This window comes from Borrelia nietonii YOR (assembly GCF_023035795.1).
GTDB lineage: Bacteria > Spirochaetota > Spirochaetia > Borreliales > Borreliaceae > Borrelia > Borrelia hermsii.
In genome coordinates this window covers 40,359-59,766 of the sequence record NZ_CP073156.1, presented here as the reverse complement: position 1 = coordinate 59,766, position 19,408 = coordinate 40,359, and the positions used below count along the sequence as shown (strand labels likewise).

Annotated in this window: 15 protein-coding genes and 9 pseudogenes; 15 read left to right on the top strand and 9 right to left on the bottom strand. The window is 29.6% G+C overall.

The window, feature by feature from the left end:
- Nucleotides 1-194: 194 nt before the first annotated feature.
- Together bhYOR_RS06880 and bhYOR_RS06875 are read left to right on the top strand one after the other, a co-directional pair.
- Nucleotides 195-413: pseudogene (locus tag bhYOR_RS06880) on the top strand (Mlp family lipoprotein); the annotation flags it as partial.
- 35 nt (nt 414-448) lie between these two features.
- Nucleotides 449-883, top strand: a complete 435-nt coding sequence (locus tag bhYOR_RS06875) for an Mlp family lipoprotein (RefSeq protein WP_025434290.1) — start codon at nt 449-451, stop codon at nt 881-883.
- A 250-nt stretch (nt 884-1,133) separates the two neighbouring features.
- Here the strand turns inward: bhYOR_RS06875 and bdr (bhYOR_RS06870) are convergent.
- From bdr (bhYOR_RS06870) to bhYOR_RS08195, 5 genes and pseudogenes are all read right to left on the bottom strand, one after another.
- A pseudogene (gene bdr, locus bhYOR_RS06870) lies at nt 1,134-1,486 on the bottom strand (Bdr family repetitive protein).
- A 534-nt stretch (nt 1,487-2,020) separates the two neighbouring features.
- Nucleotides 2,021-2,649: pseudogene (locus bhYOR_RS06865) on the bottom strand (Vsp/OspC family lipoprotein).
- A 119-nt stretch (nt 2,650-2,768) separates the two neighbouring features.
- Nucleotides 2,769-3,754 (bottom strand): annotated as a pseudogene (locus bhYOR_RS06860) (variable large family protein); the annotation flags it as partial.
- Between the two features lie 432 nt (nt 3,755-4,186).
- The gene (locus tag bhYOR_RS06855) at nt 4,187-4,846 is read right to left on the bottom strand and encodes a Vsp/OspC family lipoprotein (RefSeq protein ID WP_025434291.1); all 660 of its coding nucleotides are present in this window, start codon (nt 4,844-4,846) and stop codon (nt 4,187-4,189) included.
- Nucleotides 4,847-4,950: 104 nt separating this feature from the next.
- A pseudogene (locus bhYOR_RS08195) lies at nt 4,951-5,077 on the bottom strand (variable large family protein); the annotation flags it as partial.
- 1,584 nt (nt 5,078-6,661) lie between these two features.
- Here bhYOR_RS08195 and bhYOR_RS06850 point away from each other — a divergent pair.
- The 8 genes and pseudogenes from bhYOR_RS06850 to bhYOR_RS06815 all read left to right on the top strand — a co-directional run.
- Complete coding sequence (locus tag bhYOR_RS06850) at nt 6,662-7,381, top strand: plasmid maintenance protein (protein ID WP_025434292.1); 720 nt, start codon at nt 6,662-6,664, stop codon at nt 7,379-7,381.
- A gap of 8 nt (nt 7,382-7,389) precedes the next feature.
- On the top strand, nt 7,390-7,950 hold the full coding sequence (locus bhYOR_RS06845; RefSeq protein WP_025400212.1) for a DUF226 domain-containing protein: 561 nt from the start codon (nt 7,390-7,392) through the stop codon (nt 7,948-7,950).
- Nucleotides 7,926-8,708 (top strand): ParA family protein, encoded by a 783-nt coding sequence (locus bhYOR_RS06840; RefSeq protein WP_025434293.1) that lies wholly within the window; start codon nt 7,926-7,928, stop codon nt 8,706-8,708. Before bhYOR_RS06845 ends, bhYOR_RS06840 begins: the two co-directional genes overlap by 25 nt.
- Before the next feature lie 15 nt (nt 8,709-8,723).
- On the top strand, nt 8,724-9,272 hold the full coding sequence (locus bhYOR_RS06835) for a chromosome replication/partitioning protein (protein WP_025434294.1): 549 nt from the start codon (nt 8,724-8,726) through the stop codon (nt 9,270-9,272).
- 608 nt (nt 9,273-9,880) lie between these two features.
- Nucleotides 9,881-10,719 (top strand): annotated as a pseudogene (locus tag bhYOR_RS06830) (variable large family protein); the annotation flags it as partial.
- Nucleotides 10,720-10,858: 139 nt separating this feature from the next.
- Complete coding sequence (locus bhYOR_RS06825) at nt 10,859-11,956, top strand: variable large family protein (RefSeq protein WP_025434295.1); 1,098 nt, start codon at nt 10,859-10,861, stop codon at nt 11,954-11,956.
- Nucleotides 11,957-12,465: 509 nt separating this feature from the next.
- On the top strand, nt 12,466-12,852 hold the full coding sequence (locus tag bhYOR_RS06820; protein WP_155265619.1) for a Vsp/OspC family lipoprotein: 387 nt from the start codon (nt 12,466-12,468) through the stop codon (nt 12,850-12,852).
- A gap of 221 nt (nt 12,853-13,073) precedes the next feature.
- Nucleotides 13,074-13,265: pseudogene (locus bhYOR_RS06815) on the top strand (variable large family protein); the annotation flags it as partial.
- A gap of 382 nt (nt 13,266-13,647) precedes the next feature.
- Here bhYOR_RS06815 and bhYOR_RS06810 read toward each other — a convergent pair.
- Both bhYOR_RS06810 and bdr (bhYOR_RS06805) read right to left on the bottom strand, forming a co-directional pair.
- Nucleotides 13,648-13,844: pseudogene (locus bhYOR_RS06810) on the bottom strand (variable large family protein); the annotation flags it as partial.
- 342 nt (nt 13,845-14,186) lie between these two features.
- Nucleotides 14,187-14,437: pseudogene (gene bdr / locus bhYOR_RS06805) on the bottom strand (Bdr family repetitive protein); the annotation flags it as partial.
- On the opposite strand from bdr (bhYOR_RS06805), the gene bhYOR_RS06800 reads away from it, so the two are divergent.
- On the top strand, nt 14,423-14,563 hold the full coding sequence (locus tag bhYOR_RS06800; RefSeq protein ID WP_247088543.1) for a hypothetical protein: 141 nt from the start codon (nt 14,423-14,425) through the stop codon (nt 14,561-14,563). The pseudogene bdr (bhYOR_RS06805) and the gene bhYOR_RS06800 overlap by 15 nt on opposite strands.
- Nucleotides 14,564-15,044: 481 nt before the next feature.
- The gene (locus bhYOR_RS06795) at nt 15,045-15,971 is read left to right on the top strand and encodes a P12 family lipoprotein (protein ID WP_025434298.1); all 927 of its coding nucleotides are present in this window, start codon (nt 15,045-15,047) and stop codon (nt 15,969-15,971) included.
- A gap of 392 nt (nt 15,972-16,363) precedes the next feature.
- Here bhYOR_RS06795 and bhYOR_RS06790 read toward each other — a convergent pair whose 3' ends face one another.
- Both bhYOR_RS06790 and bhYOR_RS06785 read right to left on the bottom strand, forming a co-directional pair.
- A complete protein-coding gene (locus bhYOR_RS06790; protein ID WP_025434299.1) occupies nt 16,364-16,816 on the bottom strand; it encodes a hypothetical protein in 453 nt (150 codons plus the stop codon).
- A 395-nt stretch (nt 16,817-17,211) separates the two neighbouring features.
- Nucleotides 17,212-17,415: a hypothetical protein gene (locus bhYOR_RS06785; RefSeq protein WP_025400426.1), complete on the bottom strand. Its 204-nt coding sequence runs from the start codon at nt 17,413-17,415 to the stop codon at nt 17,212-17,214.
- 513 nt (nt 17,416-17,928) lie between these two features.
- On the opposite strand from bhYOR_RS06785, the gene bhYOR_RS06780 reads away from it, so the two are divergent.
- From bhYOR_RS06780 to bhYOR_RS06770, 3 genes are all read left to right on the top strand, one after another.
- Nucleotides 17,929-18,834, top strand: coding sequence for a hypothetical protein (locus bhYOR_RS06780; protein ID WP_247088541.1), 906 nt, complete (start codon nt 17,929-17,931; stop codon nt 18,832-18,834).
- 67 nt (nt 18,835-18,901) lie between these two features.
- Entirely contained in the window at nt 18,902-19,051 is a 150-nt protein-coding gene (locus tag bhYOR_RS06775; RefSeq protein WP_155265608.1) for a hypothetical protein, read from the top strand.
- A 58-nt stretch (nt 19,052-19,109) separates the two neighbouring features.
- Complete coding sequence (locus bhYOR_RS06770; protein ID WP_155265625.1) at nt 19,110-19,286, top strand: hypothetical protein; 177 nt, start codon at nt 19,110-19,112, stop codon at nt 19,284-19,286.
- Nucleotides 19,287-19,408: the final 122 nt, after the last annotated feature.

Below are 19,408 nucleotides of genomic sequence, written 5' to 3'. Positions count from 1 at the left end.
ATCAAGAAAAAACTGCTATATATTGTTTAAATCATAAAGATAAGGAAATTACATGAGTAACCTTATGAGGTTAATACTCTTCAGCACATTATTCTTGTATTGTTGCAAAGGATATCCCAAAACAAAAAGAATTAGCCAATGCTTTTACCACTGCTTATAACTTCTTAGAAAAGAAAAGATAAAAAAAAGCAAGTGATAAAGATTTTGACACTTATATAAGTGACACTATTGATTGTCAAGCAGGCAACAATGATGGTAAATACGGTAATGGTACTAACGAGATAGAACAGTTCTTCAGGGGCATTTTAAACGATATACCCAACAAGCCAACTAATAAGGAAATGTTTGAATGTCTTAAAGATGGTCTCACAAGCGACAATAGTCATTGGAGTGGACTTAAAAATTGGGAATAAAATAAATTATTAATATTAAGATAAGGAAATTTGATATGAAAGTTATTAATTTTGTCTTAATAATTTTATTACTAATAATTAGTAATTGCGGTCAATATAACAATAAGGATAAAGGGATTAAAAGTAGATCTAAAAGAGACGACTTAAGGGAACAAGCACAAGAAGTACAAAAAACACCTGAGGAAGCGTTAAGAGAAAAGTTAAATGATATTGAAAAATCAAATTTAAACTTCTTAAAAGATGCCTTGGGTGATGAGAATAAATTCAATCAGTTTGTGCTTTTAAATCAATCTAAGATTAAAGATGCGCTTGAACATATAAAGAATGAACTTTCAAAGTGTAGTGGTAATGAGCAAGGCAAAAACACTTTTAAAGAAGTAATAAAGGGATATTTTAACACAATGAACAACAATACACTAAATGGTTTTAAATCCGGAGCAATAAGCACTTGTGGAGCAGGGGGTGGTTAAATGCGCATGATCATAATTTAAGTAAAAAAGCAAATTTAAAAAAGGATATTTAAAAAATAAAAATTTAAGAGAGGGTACAGCAAAGATAAACAACAACACAACATCTAGATAAAAATCCCTACAAAAGAAATTAAATTTTGAAGAACAATACGTATCACTATAATGCAACAATCAGCAAGGTCTAATTGTCTTTAACAAAAAAATAATTGATTAAAAGAGGATTTAAGATGGGGGATTACTTAACTGAAAGTTACCTACTTAACATTGATATTAATGCTAAAAATATTCCTATATTAAAAATGATAAGAATCCCAAACATCCAATTATGTAGTCTTAAGTTCCATTGTGTTGGTATCAATCTTTACATTTAGATTATTCTCAACATTATTGATTTTATTATCCAGTTCATTGAATTTAGTATCAATTTTATTATCAAGTTCTTTAATGTCAGCTTTTAAGCCGCGTTCTAACGGTTCAGATTTTATGTCAAAGTTTTTTTTAACATACTCAATATCTTTATAAGTAAGCTCATTACGATAATACCTGTAAGACAAATCCGCAGCAATATATTTATCTCAATTTCACAAGATCGCCTAAAACCATTTGCTGTGTAATTACTGGTTGTGCATATCCTGTAAAGAACCTCCTTATATAATTATTATATAATATCTTACATGTTACAAAGACTTTATCTTAGCAAAATGTGCTTTAAGAAAACGTGTACCCAAAATTTAGAGTAAATATAATGCATATTTATTCTAAATGTAAAAAAATGTCTTAATAAAACTACCCTGTCCAGATATATTATCCCTAACTTCAACATAAAATATATTCAAATTAAGTTTAGTAAGTATGATTTTAATTGCAGATTATATGTTGGGTGGTATTCGTAAAGCTTTTCTTAAATTAAGTGATAAAGTCCATCGATTAACCCATTATTATAAGTAGTAAAGTTATATGTAAAGTAAGTATCAGTATTATCAATATAAATCAATCTTAACATCAATACCCTTTGCCTCCTTTAGTATAGGTCGCAAAAACAATATAATCTTTTATTTTTAACTTATTGTAGATAAATCAAAAACAGTACCACTAGGAGTAATTTTATAATAACTACTTAAATTATTTATCCCTTAGTTAAGACTTAACGGGAGCTGCTGGCTTAGCAGGAGCTGTAAGCTCTTTAATTGCGGCTTCTACCGCCTCATTAGCTGCCTTTAACAACCCATCTATTGCTGTATTTAACTTAATAAGTTCTGAAACCCCTTTGTCTCCAGTAGAATCACTTTTATCTATGGCTTTTTTTGCATTAGTATCAGTAGCGGCTCCATTAGCAAGTCCTAAAACAGCATTTTCAGCTTTCAACTTAGCAGTAAATTCTTTAGACACACTCACAACGCCTTGAACTTTTTCACTTAAATCTTTAAAATTAATAGATTCTGTAACTTTCAACTTTGCGGATTTCTCTTCTATAGCTACAGCCACACTATATGCACCTGCCAGCAACGGAGTATAGTGAGCATTAGCATTAGCATCATCTGCCAGCCCATTTGCACCAATTTTCTTCTTAATACCCTTTGCCAACTCATCAATAGATTTAACCAAAGTATGAACTTCTTTAACACTTGATGCAAAATCACTAGCATCTTTTATCTTTTTACTTATTTTGCCAAATCAAGTACTGTTCCATCAGACTTAGCTACTTCCTCATTTTTAAGATCTGATCCCCCATTATTACATGATATTAATATCAAAAATAAAGTCATTATTATCTTACCTAATTAACAAGAAAACATCTTTCCTATCTACCTCATAAAAATAAGAGAAGTGTTTCCTTTAAACGACTTTATTATTTTTAGTACTGATTTTTTTTATTAATAATTCTTTACTGACTATTAGTAGTAAATTTAGGGGAACTCTGTTTAGGACTTATAGGAGTATCATTAGCATTAATTTTCATTGCTTCTTTAACTGTTTTAAGGCCTGCGTCAATTGTTTTTCTTATTGCAATAGTTAATGTATCTAGTGCTTTAGTTACTGCACTTATTGCTGCGCCTTTAATTTCAGCAACATAATCATCATGACCACCAGCCTCACCACCAGGAAACTTACCATTCTTAGCCATTGCTCTTAATGCTATTCCTCCTGCTATAACTGCATCCTTAGCATTAGCAACATCAGCAGCATTAGCGGCATTATTCTTAGCCAATTTAACAGCTTTGCCTTCAGAACTTTTAGAAATAGATTGTAATATGTCAGCACCAGTTACTGCCCAACTGCTTTTGCTGCATCAGTACCTGATTTCTTTGAATCAGCAGCAATACCAGTATTGCCAAACAACTTTGCTGCGCCATCATTATTACCTCTTGCGCTACCATCTTCAGCTTTCTTATCGGTACCAGCATCAACACTTCCTATATTTTTAAGTATTACATTTACAATCTTTCCAATTCCTTCACTAAGAGACTTAACCGAAGCTTCTTCTGCAACAACACCAGCAACTGTTTGAGAAGCAACATTACCAATTGGGTCGCTAGCATCTCCAATAGCATCACTTGCAATCTTTGCTCCTTCTATTATCTTACTAAGAGTATTATCAATTGGTGTTTTTACGCGGTCTCAGTTGCAGAAGCATTAGGATTGCCTTCACTCTTCATGTCAGTAACAATTTTATTAAGCTTGTCCTTAGTGCCTTGTATAGTATCTTGTACTGTCTTAAAATAAACCCCAACATCAGATTTTTTGTCTCTGTACTAAAACCTAACACCTTGGCAACTATATCTCCAAATGATGTAAAAACATTTAAAAATCATTCCCTAAGTCTATTACTGACTTTAAAAACACAGTCTTAGGCTCCTCTGATTCAGCAATTACAACTCACTAATACCACAAATAAAGTTCAACATTTCACTTAACATATTCTTCTTCATTCTTTTGTGCCTTCCTATATCATAAAAAAATATGAATCCACAATGACTTTTTAGCATTGAAATAAAATAAAACTTATTATCCTGTTTTTTATGCTTTTGTTTTACCTACACAAATTCAAACTACTTTTAAAGTATTTAATTATTTGATTACAAATAAGAATATACTCTTAATATCATACTTGCAATTATTTATATTCAATCTTTACTCATATAAACAATTTTATATACAATCAAACACTCCCTAAATAACATCAGAAGCTAAAAGCATTACGCTCCTAGCTTCATATTCTTTTTTGACTTTATTTCTCCCTGCTCTTACAGCTTACTTAATTAACTTATCTTGTAATAACTTCTTAAATTATTTATCCCTTAGTTAAGACTTAACGGGAGCTGCTGGCTTAGCAGGGGTTGCAAACTCTGCAATTGCAGCTTCTACTGCACCATTAGCAGATGTTAACAACGCATCAATTGCTGTGTTTAGTGCTTGGAGCTCTTTTGACCCGTTTTCTCCATTAGGATGAGTATTTCTATCTATAGCTTTCTTTACATTATCATCAGTAGCGGCTCCTTGATCAACTCCTAAAACATTATTCTTCTCCTTTAACTTGTTAACAAATGCTTCAGCAGCACTTGAAATCCCGGTAACTTTATCAGTTACACCTTGATCTTTAATATATTCTGGAATTTGCAAAGCTTTTGACTTTCCTACTATATCCAATGAAACACTGTAAGCCCCTGCCATCAATGCATTATTCTTATCATTACCATTATTGTCATCTACTAACCCAGCTGCTCCAATCTTTTTCTTAATACCTTTAGCAAGCTCATCAATAGACTTAACTAAGGTCTCTATTTCTTTAACACCTTTAGCAAAAGCAACAGCATCTTTTATCTTTACACTTATTTTTGATAAATCAAGTACTGTTCCGTCAGACTTAGCCACTTCGTCACTTTTAAGCTCTGGCCCTCCATTATTACATGACATAAACACCATAAATAAAGTCATTATTATTGCACTTATTCTTTTTCTCATTTTTTTACGTGCCTCCTTTTAACTTATGCATTAGCCTCAACACCAAGACTATCGCTAGCAAATAATTTGCCTTAAATGACTTTATATTTTAATAGTATTACTTATTAGTTATTAGTATTAACTTTAGGAATGCTCTGAGCAGGACTTATAGGGAGTATCATTAGCATTAATTTTCATAGCTTCTTTAACTGTTTTAAGTTCTGAGTCAATAGCTTTTCTTATTGCAATAGTCTTAGATATATCTTGCTTAAGTTTCATTTATATTAATTTCAATACCTTTTCTAACAAGAAAAAACTCATTGCTAACAAATGCAATCTTGGATTTTAAACTACGTTCTAACATTTCAAGTTAAAGTTACTCTCTAAATACTCAAGGTCTTTATAAGTAAGCTCACTACGATATATCTTTTAGAAAGATCATTTGAAATAAAACCTTACATACCCATCTTTACAAATTCTTGGTATATAATATCCCCTATTACATGTCCATAAAATTTATGTACTACTAAGAAAATGACATGATGAATTTTGCATAAAAACTTCTTATATAATTTTTATATAATATTTTACATAATCCTATAGTACTAATAACATCACCAAAATTCCCAATAGTTCAAGACAACCAAACACAAAATGTTCTACCCAAACAACACAAAGAATTCCAAAACAAAAAGACTCAATAGATACCCCACCATCCCTAGTATTATAATAAGCATCAAATACTACAGCATTACCAAAACCGGTTAATATATTAACACAGTCAAAATATCACAATTCCAAAACCAATGTAATTAACATTAAAGAAATTAAATTAAGAGCCATTAGCACTTCATTTTCAACTTTATCAGAATCCGAAAAAAAGAAGAACGATTCAGAATCATATGATAATGATGTGTATTTATAATAAAAAAGACAATCAGAATATACTTTTTTATTATAAATCAAAATACTAGAAATTGCAGTAAAATTATGATGGTAGCAATACTGTTTCTCTTTTAAAGATTGAAAAATGGGGTTGATAACTTCAAAATGAAATGTTTAATGGAAGAAGTTTGAAAACTAAAAGATAGATTAATAACAGTCAGGATAATAATAAACAAGGAATATTCAAAGATGATTTAGAAACTATTACTGTAAATCACCAAAATGTATATGTTGAAGCAAAAGATGATAAAAAAACCGATTATATCTTCCTAAATTTTCCTAACAATAAAGGCTACTCATTTACAATTAAATTATCTGATCTTAAAAAAGATTTATAAAAATACAATAAAACAACACAAATAGCTTTCTTAAATTAGGAAATTTTTTGTATATCATATCACAATCCCTACAAAAAATAGTAAAGAAAGATGGATTAAATTGATTACAAAAATGACAAAAGAAAATAAAAAGTTAACCTCGAGTTAACAAAGAGAAGGGGATTAAATTTTGAAGAATAATATATATCATTGCAAAACTAATAGCTACTAAAATAAGAAATAAAATATATGTAGGGTATATTTTTAAATATTTGTAAAGAATTGGATAAAATAAGTATACTAGAAAAATCTTAACCAAACCTGTAAAAAGTATCCTTTCTATTTACACAAAGCACCTTAAAAGAAATATTTTACATGCAATGAAACATCTCTAAAATTGATTAAGCTTACTAGTATTTGCTTACATTTTTTGTAACTAACTTTAAGTATTTTTATAGCTTTTAGTTTAAAAAAAATTGTATGAAAAAAGAATGCTTAACTACTTCATAAAGTTTACTTTTTAACTGGTATTGCGTTATCATAATTAATAGTAAAACTTATTAGGAGAAAAACAATGAATAGCACTCACAATGAAAAGGCGCCGCCTTACACAAAACCATTAAAGGAATATCATAGTAGATATTACAAAATACTGTCAATACTTAGATACTTTCAAAAAAATGCAATTAAGTACAACCAAACAATAATTCTAAATGCATTAAACATTTTTCTGTTTAAAGACAGTCTTAAACAAATTACACTTAGAACCTTAAGAAAAGATTTAGCCTTTCTATACAACAAAGGCATTATTAAAAAGAATTTATTAAGACTGGGCGAAGGAAATGGCTCATACATAAGATATACAGTAACTAAATACAGCGTTAACAATTTAAAAAGACTACTTAAAGCCAAACAAGAAATTATCGAACACGATGCTAATGCAATATATAAATTCACAAAAGAAACACAAAAAAAATACTCCAAAAATAAGGGGGTCAAAATTTTGAAATCTAAAAATGCAACTAAAAATGTCAGTCATAACATAACTAATAATAAATGTATAAATAATAAAGAAAAAAGAAGAAAAGAAACAAAAATTGAAGTGACAAATAACACAAATGTTTTAATACGGAATGTATCTAAATGGAAAACAATAAGATATTTGGATAAAATAGAAGATAATGCAAACAAAAAGAGATATGAAGAGGCCATGATGAGAACAAAAGAATGGTTGAAGAATTTAAAGACTGAAAATAGTACTAACAGGAGCTATGGGATAAAAAACAAATTTTAAGGAAAAACATGGAAAACTCATTGAAACGATTAAAAGAAAGGGAGTCAGAAATTAAGTTGCCCAAAAAAAAGAGTAGTTTCTTTATTCAAATAGAGAAAAAAAATAATAAGACACTGTACCACACAAAAATTATGATAGATTTTTATACATTTGGGATCGATAAAAATGATAATAACAAATTTTTTATTATCTTAAGAAGCTGGTCTAGAAAAAAGAAATATCAGTTTAACTTATTTTCTTTAATAGATAATAACAAATTTTTAGGTATTTATTATGGATATAGGAAGCCAATTAAGAATATCATAACACAATATGAAGAAAATGGAGCAATTAAGACATATGGTTTTTCAAAGGCTTATTATATTGAGTTTAGATTTAAGAAAGGAAGTGTTTTTTGTTATATCCAAGGAATCTATTATTTGCTTAAAAAAGAAAAGCTAGAAACTAAATATTGCAAAAAATTAATCGAAATAATGATGAAATTAGAAAAAGAAATATATGAATTTTACAATAAAAAATTACCAGATGGAGGGATTATAACAAGATGGATAGAAAAAAAACAGAAATAATAACTATAGCATCGATTAAAGGCGGTGTTGGAAAAAGTACAAGTGTCCTGTTCTTTAGCAATATATTATCACATGAAAGTTACAAAGTTTTGCTAATTGATGGTGATCCCCAAGCCAGTATTACCAGTTATTTTTTATTCAAATTGCAAGAACAAAACATAGATATCGAAAGATATAACCTATATGAAATTTTCAAACAAAGGAAATACATAGAAAATTGTATCTTTAATGTAAGTAATTGTATAGATGTAATTCCCAGTTCATTAGAATTGTCTTCTTTTAATTCCGAAAGTATTCCTTTGCAGGATAATCTATTAGAAAAAAGATTGTTAGCAGTTAAATCCAAATATGACTATATAATAATCGATACAAATCCTAGCTTAGGACATCTTTTAAATAATGCCTTAATTGTTGCTGATTATCTAGTCATTCCCATTAATTCTGATTTATGGGCAGTTGAAAGCATAGATTTGATAATAGATGCTACAAAAAAAGTTTATAGCGAAGACCTCTTGCCTAATTTTTTGGTAACGGGTGCTTTAGAAAGACAGAGTATTGATAAAGAAATAATATCAGAGTTAGAAACTCGCTATAGAGAGAACTTGATAGGCATTATTCCTAAAAGAGATGACATAAAAAAGACAGTATTTTATAGAAAGGAATTTTCTTTAAATAATGACTATTATCAAGAATATAAGAAATCTTTAAATAATCTCTTAAAGAAAAAACAAAAACAAAAACGAAATGTCCAGTTATAGACAAAAGGAGTGCAAATGAAAGATAAAAATAAAATGATAGTAGGAAGAAGGGTTAATATAAAAGGGAGTGATTTGGAAATAAAATTACCAGAAGACAATCGTAAAGATGAATATTTAAGATTAAAGGACAAACTAAAATCTTTAACGGTAGACGATATTTATAATAAAATAGAAACAGCAAAAATACTCAGTTTAATAAATGAAAGAAAGTTATATATTTTTGATGGATATAAGAATTTTTATAGCTTTTTATCTGATTTTAAGATTGCGAAATCCCAAGCATATAAATATATAAAAATAGCAGCAGGTATAGAACAAGGTGTTATTGATTATGATTTTGTAGCTAGTAATGGAATTGAAAATACCATTAGAAAGTTAGAAGATAATAGTATTGTTAAGAAGTCAAAACAGAATCCGATTAAACCATTGCGTTTTCAACTTAAAATACAAGAAAGTTATTACTTTTATAAGAAAAATGCAAAATTTACAGGTTTTTTGTTGGATGAGCCTTTTACAAATAGAAAAGATTTGCTTAAAGAGTTTTTAAATCAGTTTAAAGGGTAAACTTATTGAGTAGTTACATAGTTCTTATAACTATTAAAAATGGTTGATTTTATTTTAAATTTGGTATATATTGATACGTGTTAGTATGTGTTTATTGTTGCACATCCTAGTAAGTTTTCGCCATTGGAGATTTCAACTCTTCATTAGATGCTTTTTTTAAAGAGTATCTAATGAAGAGTTGATTTTTTATTTTGGAGTTTGAAACTTATCTTTTATTATGCCATCTAAAATTCTTTATATAAAAGTTACTAAAAATGATACAACAAAGATCTTCCAACAAAGACATTTCTTGTTATAAGATCTTTGTAAATATTTATTTCTAAGGAGTGTTAAAAATTCATAATGCAAATTATATAACAAGAAATGAAATGTAAAATACAAGTAGTATAAATAAAAATCGAAGCAGTGAATATAAATAGCAAATACAAGTGATTTAATAAGTAAAATGAATCCAATGATATTCACGAAGTATGAGAAGCATATAAGAGCATGCTATATATTATGTGTAATATTGCTTTTATTTGATTCCTTTCCTTAAAATTTTGATTATTAATTTTTTATTCTGTAAAAAGTCAATCATTGCTGTTCAGTTGGCTTTGTCAACTTGCTTTAAGACAGTACAAGATACTATAAAGGTGCTAAGGACAAGCTTAATAAAATTGTTGCTGACATGAAGAGAGAAGGAAATTCTAATGCAGCTGAAACAGGGATCGCTGTTAACAAACTAGTTACTGAAACATTTGATAAGATAATAGAAGGAGCAAAGACCTCAAGTGATGCTATTGGTAATTCTAGTGATCCAATTGGTAATGTTGCTGCTGGTGGTGCTGGTGCAGCTGCTGGTGCTGTTGGGACTGATGTTGATAAACTAGTAAAAGGAATTAAGTCAATTGTAGATGTAGTACTTAAAGATGAAGGTAAACATGATGCTGGTACCGATAAAAAAGCCGATGGTCTTACCGTAAGAACTGCTGTTGCTGCTGAGGGTGAAGCAGGGAAATTATTCGCTAATGCTGCTGGTGATGCTAATAATGCAAAAAAAGTTGCAGCTGATGCATCAAAAGCTGTTGGAGCTGTAACTGGAGCTGACATATTACAAGCTATGATTAAAGATAATGGTGATGCTGCTAAATTGGCTAAAGAAACAACCGGTACTGCTATTGCTGTCCCTAAGGATGGAACTATAGCAGGGGGTATAGCGTTAAGAGCGATGGCTAAAGGCGGTAAATTTGCTAATGACAGCACTGCTGCTAATAATGATGTTACTGCTGCAGTTAAAGGAGCAGCAGTAAGTGCAGTTACTAAGGCATTAGATACATTAACTATTGCGATAAGAAAAACAATTGATGCAGGACTTAAAACAGTTAAAGATGCTATGAAAATTAATGCTGATGATACTCCTATAAGTCCTGAACAAAATATCCCTAAAATTATTGCTGATAACTAATAAGTAATACTGCTAAAAATATAAAATCGTTGTAAGGAAAACACTTTCTCTTACCTTTTTGTAAATCATCAGAACTATTTGCTAGCGATAGTTCTGATGATGAAGGTAATGCATAAGTTAAAAGGAGGCACGTAAAAAAATGAGAAAAAGAATAAGTGCAATAATTAATAAGTTAAATATAAGTATAATGATGATGATAGTTGTTCTAATGATAGGATGTGGACAACAGGCAGTAGAAGCAGGGAAGGATGGCGCAGCAGCAGCTACAGGAGGAAGAAGTTTAAGTGAAGTTTTAATGGATGTAGGTAGAAGTGCTGAGAATGCCTTTTATTCATTTTTAGAGTTAGTTTCAGATACATTAGGTTTTACTGCTAAATCAACTACAAAGAAGAGTGATGTAGGAGATTATTTTACTGCTTTAGGTAAAAAACTTGGAGAAGCATCAGCAGAGTTAGAAGAAGTAGCAAAAAAGTCAGAAATAGAAGAATCTAAAGATAGTCTATTAAACAAGGCAATTAGAGCAGCAGTTGATACAGCTAAGACTACTTTAAATACATTAAAAGGCCATTTAGAGTCTTTAGAAGGAATAGGTGATGGCAAGGTAGTAGGCGAGGCAACAAGTAATCAACAAGGAGTAGCGGCAGCTGATGCTGAATTAAAGAATGCATATAATTCATTGAAAGGAATAGTGGAGACAGCTAAGACACAACAAGTTGAAGAACCAAAAAAAAGTGAGGTAACATTGTCTCAACAATCAATAGGAGTAGCTAATCCAGAACACGGAGCTAAAATATTGGCTACAGATGCAGCACCAGCAGTGGGAGATGCAGGTAAAGCAACAACAATAGTCTCAGCAGTAAGTGGAGAGGAAATACTAGCGTCAATAGTTATATCAAAAGAAAATGATGCAGCATTAGGAGCAGTAGATGCAGATGCAAATACAAGTGCACTAAAGTTTGCAAAAGGAGGTAATGCAAATAATTTAGCGAAAGCCGCTGCTAAAGCATCAGCAGTAGCAGGAGGGATAGCCCTACGTTCTTTAGTTAAAGATGGTAAACTAGCTGCACATAATACTAATAACGATGACAAAGCAGCACAATCAGCAGGAATAGCCGCAGTAAATAAATTATTAGTAGCAGTAGAAGATATAATTAAAAAGACAGTAAAGAATGTTCTTGATAAAGTAAAGCAAGAAGTAGATAAAGCAAGAGCTCCAAAAGCAGCAAGTCAGAAATAAGATAGATAGTTAGATTAATTACTTAAAAGTAAGATTAGAAGGCAATCTTAGAGATAAATCCAGGATGTCTTCTATATTGTTGTAATGAAAAATAAGAAGTTATTGTAAGATAAGTTAATTAAGTAAGCTGTAAGAGCTGGTAAAAATAAAGTCAAAAAAGAATATGAAGCTAGGAGCGTAATGCTTTTAGCTTCTGATGTTATTTAGGGAGTGTTTGATTGTATATCAAATTATTTATATGAGTAAAGATTGAATATAAATAATTGTAAGTATGATATTAAGAGCATGTTTTTATTGTAATCAAATAATCAGCTATTTTAAAAGTAAGCTAAATGTGTGGTAAGGGCAAGAGGGAAATTGGGATAGGTGTTGGAAAGGAATAAATTAAGTGCAATAATAATGATTTATTTTTGGTATTAATATCATGTAATAATGGGGTAGAGCTTAAAAGTGAGGAAGTATCTAAGCCTGATGAGATAGTAATTGATTAAACAAAAGTAAGTAAAAAGATAGAAGAGGCTATTGAGTTTTCAAAAGATGTTAAAGAAGTAGAGACTCTGGTTAAGTCAATATGTGAGCTGGCTAAAGCTATTGGAAAGAAAATTAAGCAGAACCCCGATGCCCTAGGTACTGATGGAACCCATAATGGATCTTTAGTTGCAGGTGCATTTCAATTGGTATTAACTGTAAAAGTTAAATTGGAAAAATTAGGAAACACGCCTGAAATTTCTGGAGAGCTAAAAGGAAAGATTACTGATTCTAAGAGCAAATGTAAAGAATTTGCGGATAAAATAAAAGCAGATTCTGATATTTCTAAAGTAGAGGTTACAGATGAGCATGTAAAAAAAATCTACAGATCAAGTAAATACTCCTGCTGGAAAAAAAGGTGGTGCTGAACTTGTTAAACTTAACAAATCAATAGGTGAGTTGTAACGCAGCAGTAGAAGCTGCAATCGCAGAGCTTACAGCTCCTGTTAAGTCTTAACTAAGGTGATAAATAATTTAAGTGATTATTATAATATTAGTATTTAACTAGAAGATAAGTAATCTAAAAAATAAAGTCAAAAAAAAGATCCAGGAGGCATGGAAAAAATGAAAAAAATTAAGTCCAATAATAATGACTTTATTTATGGTATTAGTAAGCTGTAATAGCGGTGGGGTTGCGGAAGATCCCCAGAGTAAATTTTAAAGTCAGTAATAGACTTGGGGGAATGATTTTTTAAATGTGTTCACATCATTTGGGGATATGGTTGCTGGTGCATTAGGTTTTAACACCAATACTAAAAAGTCTGATATTGGAGCTTACTTCAAGACAACAAGATACCGTTCAAGCTACTCAAACAGCCCTTAAAAAATGGATGATAAGTATGCTATGAAGATTAATGCTAATGATACGTCTATAAGTCCTGTTCAGAGCACCTCTAAAGCTACTATTAGCAATTGGTTAAGTAAATACTAGATACTAAAATATGAAGTCATTTTAAGGAAAACACTTCTTTTGTCCTTGTATAAGGAAGGGAAGTGAGCTCTCCTTTTATTTTAAAAAACTTGCAATAAGATAGCTTAAAGACAACAAATGCTACTTTTAGTGGCTCTATTTTAGCTATAATAAGTTCGAAAATAAAAAACCCTATCACCTTTATGACAGATACTAAAGGGGACAAGGGTTATTGATGTTAAGCTAAAAATCAAGCGTTATCGACTTCAGCTGCATTAGGATTTCCTTCTCTCTTCATGTCAGCAACAATTTTATTAAGCTTGTCCTTAGTGCCTTGTATAGTATCTTGTACTGTCTTAAAATAAGCCCCAACATCAGACTTTTTTGTCTCTGTACTAAATCTAATACCTTGGCAACTATATCCCCAAATGATGTAAACACATTTAAAAATCATTACCTATAAATTTAAATCCGATGCTGAACTATCCAGAACACTTTATTAAACTCGATTTGAGTTAATTGATAGACTTTATCACTTAATTTAAGAAAAGCTTTACGAATACCATCCAACATATGATTCAAAATTAAACCATACTTACTAACCTTAATTTGAATATACTTTATGTTGAAGATAATGTATTTGGACAGGGTAGTTTTGCTAAGATATTTCTTACGCTTAAAATAAATATGCAGTATTATTGCAGCATGTTTACTCTTAACTTTGGGTACACGCTCTCTTAAAGCACATTTTATGAAGATAAAGTTTCTATAATATATATAATATTATATTATATCTGTCTTTACATTTAAATTATTCTCAACAATCTCTATTTTATTATCAAGCTTTCTAATCTCAAATTTTAAGCTACGCCCTAACATTGCTAGTTTTACGTCAAAGTTTTCTTTAAGATACTCAATATCTTTATAAGTAAGCTCATTACGATAATATCTGCAAGACAAATCAATAGCAATATCTTTATCCCAGCTTTAACAAGCTCACTTAAAACCATTTGCTGTGTAATTACCGGTTGTGCATATCCCATAAAGAACCTTCTTGTGTAGATACTAAATTTAAAGACCTTGATAAAAGAATCGATACTGTTAGCAATGAGATTTTTCTTGTTAGAAAAGATATGGGAATTGATAAAATGGAATCCAAGATTACATAATTGGATGCTTGGTATTCTTATTGCGCCTAATGTAGGAATAATTTAGCATTAATATTAATGTTAGGTAATTAACCCCTCATCTTAAACTTTCTTTGAATCAATTATTTTTTTTAATAAAATTTAGTAAAAACCAATTATTGTATTATGCTTACTCTTGTTAAAGGTTAAAAGAGCCAATGAGCTTAGAATTCAAAATTAATACAAAAGATTTATACAGGTGTTCGGTATTTTTTAGAAATTAAATCAAAAATGTAGCAGAAGCTCTTAGCTTCTGTTTTTATTTTTAACTTTTTTTATTTGATTTATAAATTTACTTAGTAAAATAATTGTATATAGCTTTTAATTGGCATAGATTAAAATAATTGCAATTTTATAAAATTATTTTTGCCATTTAAATTAAATGGTATATATTTATAAATAATTATTTTAATCCAATATTGAGACTCAATAATTGAGTAATTTAATATCCCAGGAGGCAAATATGAAGAAAAGTATTTTAACAGTATGTATGTTCATATTATTGTGTTTGTTATCATGTGATATAAATGCCCTTAATGATTTGCTAGGTAAAGCAAGGGAAAAATTTTTAGATGGAAACAAAAATAATAAAGATTTACACTATATACAAGGAAATCAAGACATTCAAGAAGAACAGGGAGAGATTGTCAATGGTCTCGAAGAGCGTGAGAGAATACAACAAGACATTGAAGTAGAACCTGTAGCGCCTGTTAATGTAGGGATTTCAGTATCTCAACAAGGGTATCCATATTATATTCAAGAAGAAAAAATAGAGATAAAAGAAGAGGATTTAATTCCAAATACTAAAGAAGAAAAGGAAGCAGAAGCAGAAATTGAAAAGGTAAAAAGTGTTCTTAGTGGTTCTAAATTTGATCAATTAATTGAGGATGTACGTAAACTTAAAGATAAATATAGACAAGTAGAAGGAGACCTTTATAATGCGATTAATAAACTCCGAGATAAAGTTAGTTTACTGGAAGTAAGTTTTCGAAAGAATAGAATACAGGAACGATCAAAGATACGAGCATTAACTCAATTGCAAAATAGGTTAAATGGGGAGAGGTCTAATCTTGATATGCTTATGACCCAAGTTGATAGTGGACTTAATGAGCGAATATCTGCAAAATGTTTGTTTGAAGAAGCACAAAAAACTTTAAAAGAAGCTATTACCAAGAGATTAGAGAGTGAGTCACGTGTAGGTTGCTCCTTTAGAAGAGTAAACGGAAATTTACCAGGACAATTATCCAGAAAAGCACGAAGTGAAGCAGAAAGTTCTTTAAATTTATTAGAATCTTCTTCTATGAGAATAATTGAAACAGTGGGAGTAATGAAGGGTATAGAAAACCTCATTAAAGAGGCTACATTTTCTTTAGCAAATCTTGTAAGATAAGGATGGCAAAGGTTTAAATATTTTAAACATTAGTATTTGCAAGAAGAGTCCTTTTATCAGGGACTCTCTTAAATTTTATTTAAATAAATTTCTAAAAATAATTATATTTAAAATTTGATTATGCATTTATTTTTTTATTACATTTTAAGCGTAAGGATTATTGTTTTAAGTTGTTTTTGAAATCTTTTAAAGATTTTTATTATTATTGAGCAATAAACAGATTTTAAAGATACATGAAGATTGAATACTGAGAGTTAAAAAAAGAGAGATTTGTTAACTCAGGAATGTAAGGTTTATACAATAATTAAATGAGTATATATAAAAGTAAAGATAGTCTATAAATAAGCCTATCTTTACTTTTAATTTAAAGTACTTAATTGTTAAAGACAAATTTATCTAGCACTAGTAGTACCGTCAAGTAATCTTAGTACTTTCTTCAACTCATATTTAGTCTGTGGAGGTACTCTTTTGGGTGATTCTATTTCTTCGTATGCTTGATAATTAGTTTTATGACTTACTTGTACCTTTTCAAGCAAAGAGCTTACTTCTGCTTTAAGTTTTTCTAATTTTGTCTTTGAATCTAGATCGCTTTGGAAGTTACCAGGGTATTCAGGAATATTAGTAAGAGCTATAGCGTCATTTATACTTTCTTCAATTGCATTTAAAAGTTTTGTGAGATCTTCTGTTAACTTGTTTTTATTAAACTTAGATAATTTTGCTTGATACTCTTGTTTTTCCTTGTGTGTAAGTCTTATCTCATAATTAGGGTCTAATTTTATTGTAAGGAATTCAATTGTTCCCCAATCATATCTTATTTGTCTAGCTATTTCAAGTGCTTTCTTCACGCTATTTTTGGTTTTTCTTGAACGTGATTTGTATTCCCTGTCTAATCTTGCCTCTTCTTTATCGTCTTTGTCTTCATATTCTCCGTAGTTGTCATCGTCCTCTTCATCATCATCTTCCTGATCATAGTTGTTGTAATTGTAATCGTCTTCATTTTCCTCATAGTAATCTTGACTAAAACTGTTTTGTCCACTTAGGCTATATGCAGAGTCATAAGAGAAGTCAAAGCTATTTGAATCGATGATTTTATTGCCTTGAAGATAATTGCTACTTGAAGTGCTTTTAAAACTGCCTGGGTGTGCATTGTAATTAATGCCAACAGGGGATATTCTATTAAGATTTGGAAAATTTGTTTCCCCTTCTGTGCTTTGAAGAGTACTTTTTTTAGTAAAGCCACTTATTCTTTGTGGTAACTGATCTTTTTTTGTATGTCTTTTTTTCTTGACTTTTTAGGAATACTATTTTGATTAGCATTATCATAAGGATTAACAGTCTCTTTGCTAGTATCTAATACAGAATAAATTTTGCCGAGTAAATTAACGGATTTATCTTTAAGTTCACCATTAAGTAGTAAGTCACAACTAATAAAACTTAAAAGCAAACTTAAGCTTAAATACTTTGTCTTGTCATATATTTATCATATTTCCTTTTAATTTAGATTGATGCATTAAATATAAATCGGTTATCAAAGAATTCTAGAAAGAGTTAAAAAATAATGATTTAGGACAGATTAATTCTCGATTGACTTTAATTGAGAGTTAATTAGGATTAAAGGGCAATTAGTTTCATCTTTGACAATTATTGCTACACTTGTTGCGTCATATTTTGTAGCACAATTATTTGTGGCTTTAGGAAAATATTTAGGAATTTCGTAGAGACAACAATTTGTGTTAGGTTTCTGATTTCAAAGTGAATTAGTCAAGAGCATGTAAAATTGTTAGTTGCATAGAAATATAATCAAGAGAAGGGTCTTTTATGATAAGTAAAAAATGTAATAGAACAAAAAAATTGTAATGTTGAGTTTAGTGTTATAGATTCCCTGAGACTTAATTTTGAATTTTTTATTCGCAACATTTGGTTGATAATGTTTGCTCTCTTTTTATTTTTCTTCAATGTGTTACATTCTCATAGAGGGATTTCAAGTTATAATGTTAGTAGTAATGCTAAACTATATTTCACACTGCCATTTACAATAGTCATTATAATAGTACCATCTTCAATATTATTGTATTTTCTGTATTTACTAAGGAAGCGTGCAGTTGAAGGTATGCTTAAGGTTTCAGTGTTTGCGTGCTTAGAGAAAGTAGCAATATTTGTATTACTAGTAATAGGACTTGTAACACAGTCTGTAAGTTCATGGATGAGTTTTGAGAGTTTCTTTAGTTTGATATTTGAAGATACTATTAGGGATACTGTTTTGAGCGTTAAAAAAAGTCAAAGTGAAAAAGAGGAAGGTCTTCGCAGACTACTTTATGATAAAGAGCGGATAATTGAAGGTGAAATATCTAGTATTGATGTTAAGATTAAAAATAATAATGATCGTATAGAATTTGCCAAGAATAAGCACTTGAATTTGGACTATACATATAAAACTATGAAGCAAGATTACATGAGAGAAATTGAAAATGCAAACAGAGAAAATAAGGATTTATTTAATCAAAGGGATGAGTATTTGCAATCTTTGAAAGATTTGCGTTTCAAGCTTGGTAATTTGATTGAAGCAACAGCTGTAGATAATAATCGCATTAAAGCGGCTAATGTTTTAAATGGGACATCAGTTGTTATTGCTAGAGATGATTATCTTAATATAATTTTTGTTTATTCATTATTATTATTATTATTATTGTCTGTTTGTCTAGATATATTTTTAGCAATGGCATTCTGTATAATACATAATGCTTATCATAAGTTTTATGGCCAAAAGTTATTACACGCTATCCCATTACTTACAAGAAGTAAGGTTAAAAAGATACAAGGTAGTCGAATCCCTAGTTTAAAAAAGAATAAAAAAACCGTTTAAAAGAGTTGATGAATCATTTGGGTTTATTGCATCTAATTTAGAAGATGATAAGCGTACTATAAAGCCTTTGAGTAAAATTACTAAAGATGCAAATGTGACTGATTATCGAATAAGGAAATATTTATCGGACTTAATGGATAGGGGTTTGGTTATAAGAGATAGGAAAAGATTGGTACTTAATGTTGATGATATGTCAAATTACTGGTCTAAAGTTTAGAATTTGGTAAAAATCCAAAACAATCTTGAAAAACATAAATAGGATCCATATTTAATAAATGGATAGAAATGCTGCTGCAGAGATTGGAAGTGTTGAAAAATTAGCTAGTATACTTGCAAAAAGAACAAGAATCTTGAAGGATTTAGTAGAACAACACCTGGATTTATATCTAAGCTTAAAAAACCAAAATATTTTAGTAGAAACATATAATAGTGAATCTAATAATGTAATATGAATACTAGAAGAGATTATTTATATTATCAATATAATTGATACTGAGATGATTTTCAAACAATTTTTATTTATTTAAATTAGGTATCAATCTAATGAATGCTGACGTAATGATGATTTATACTT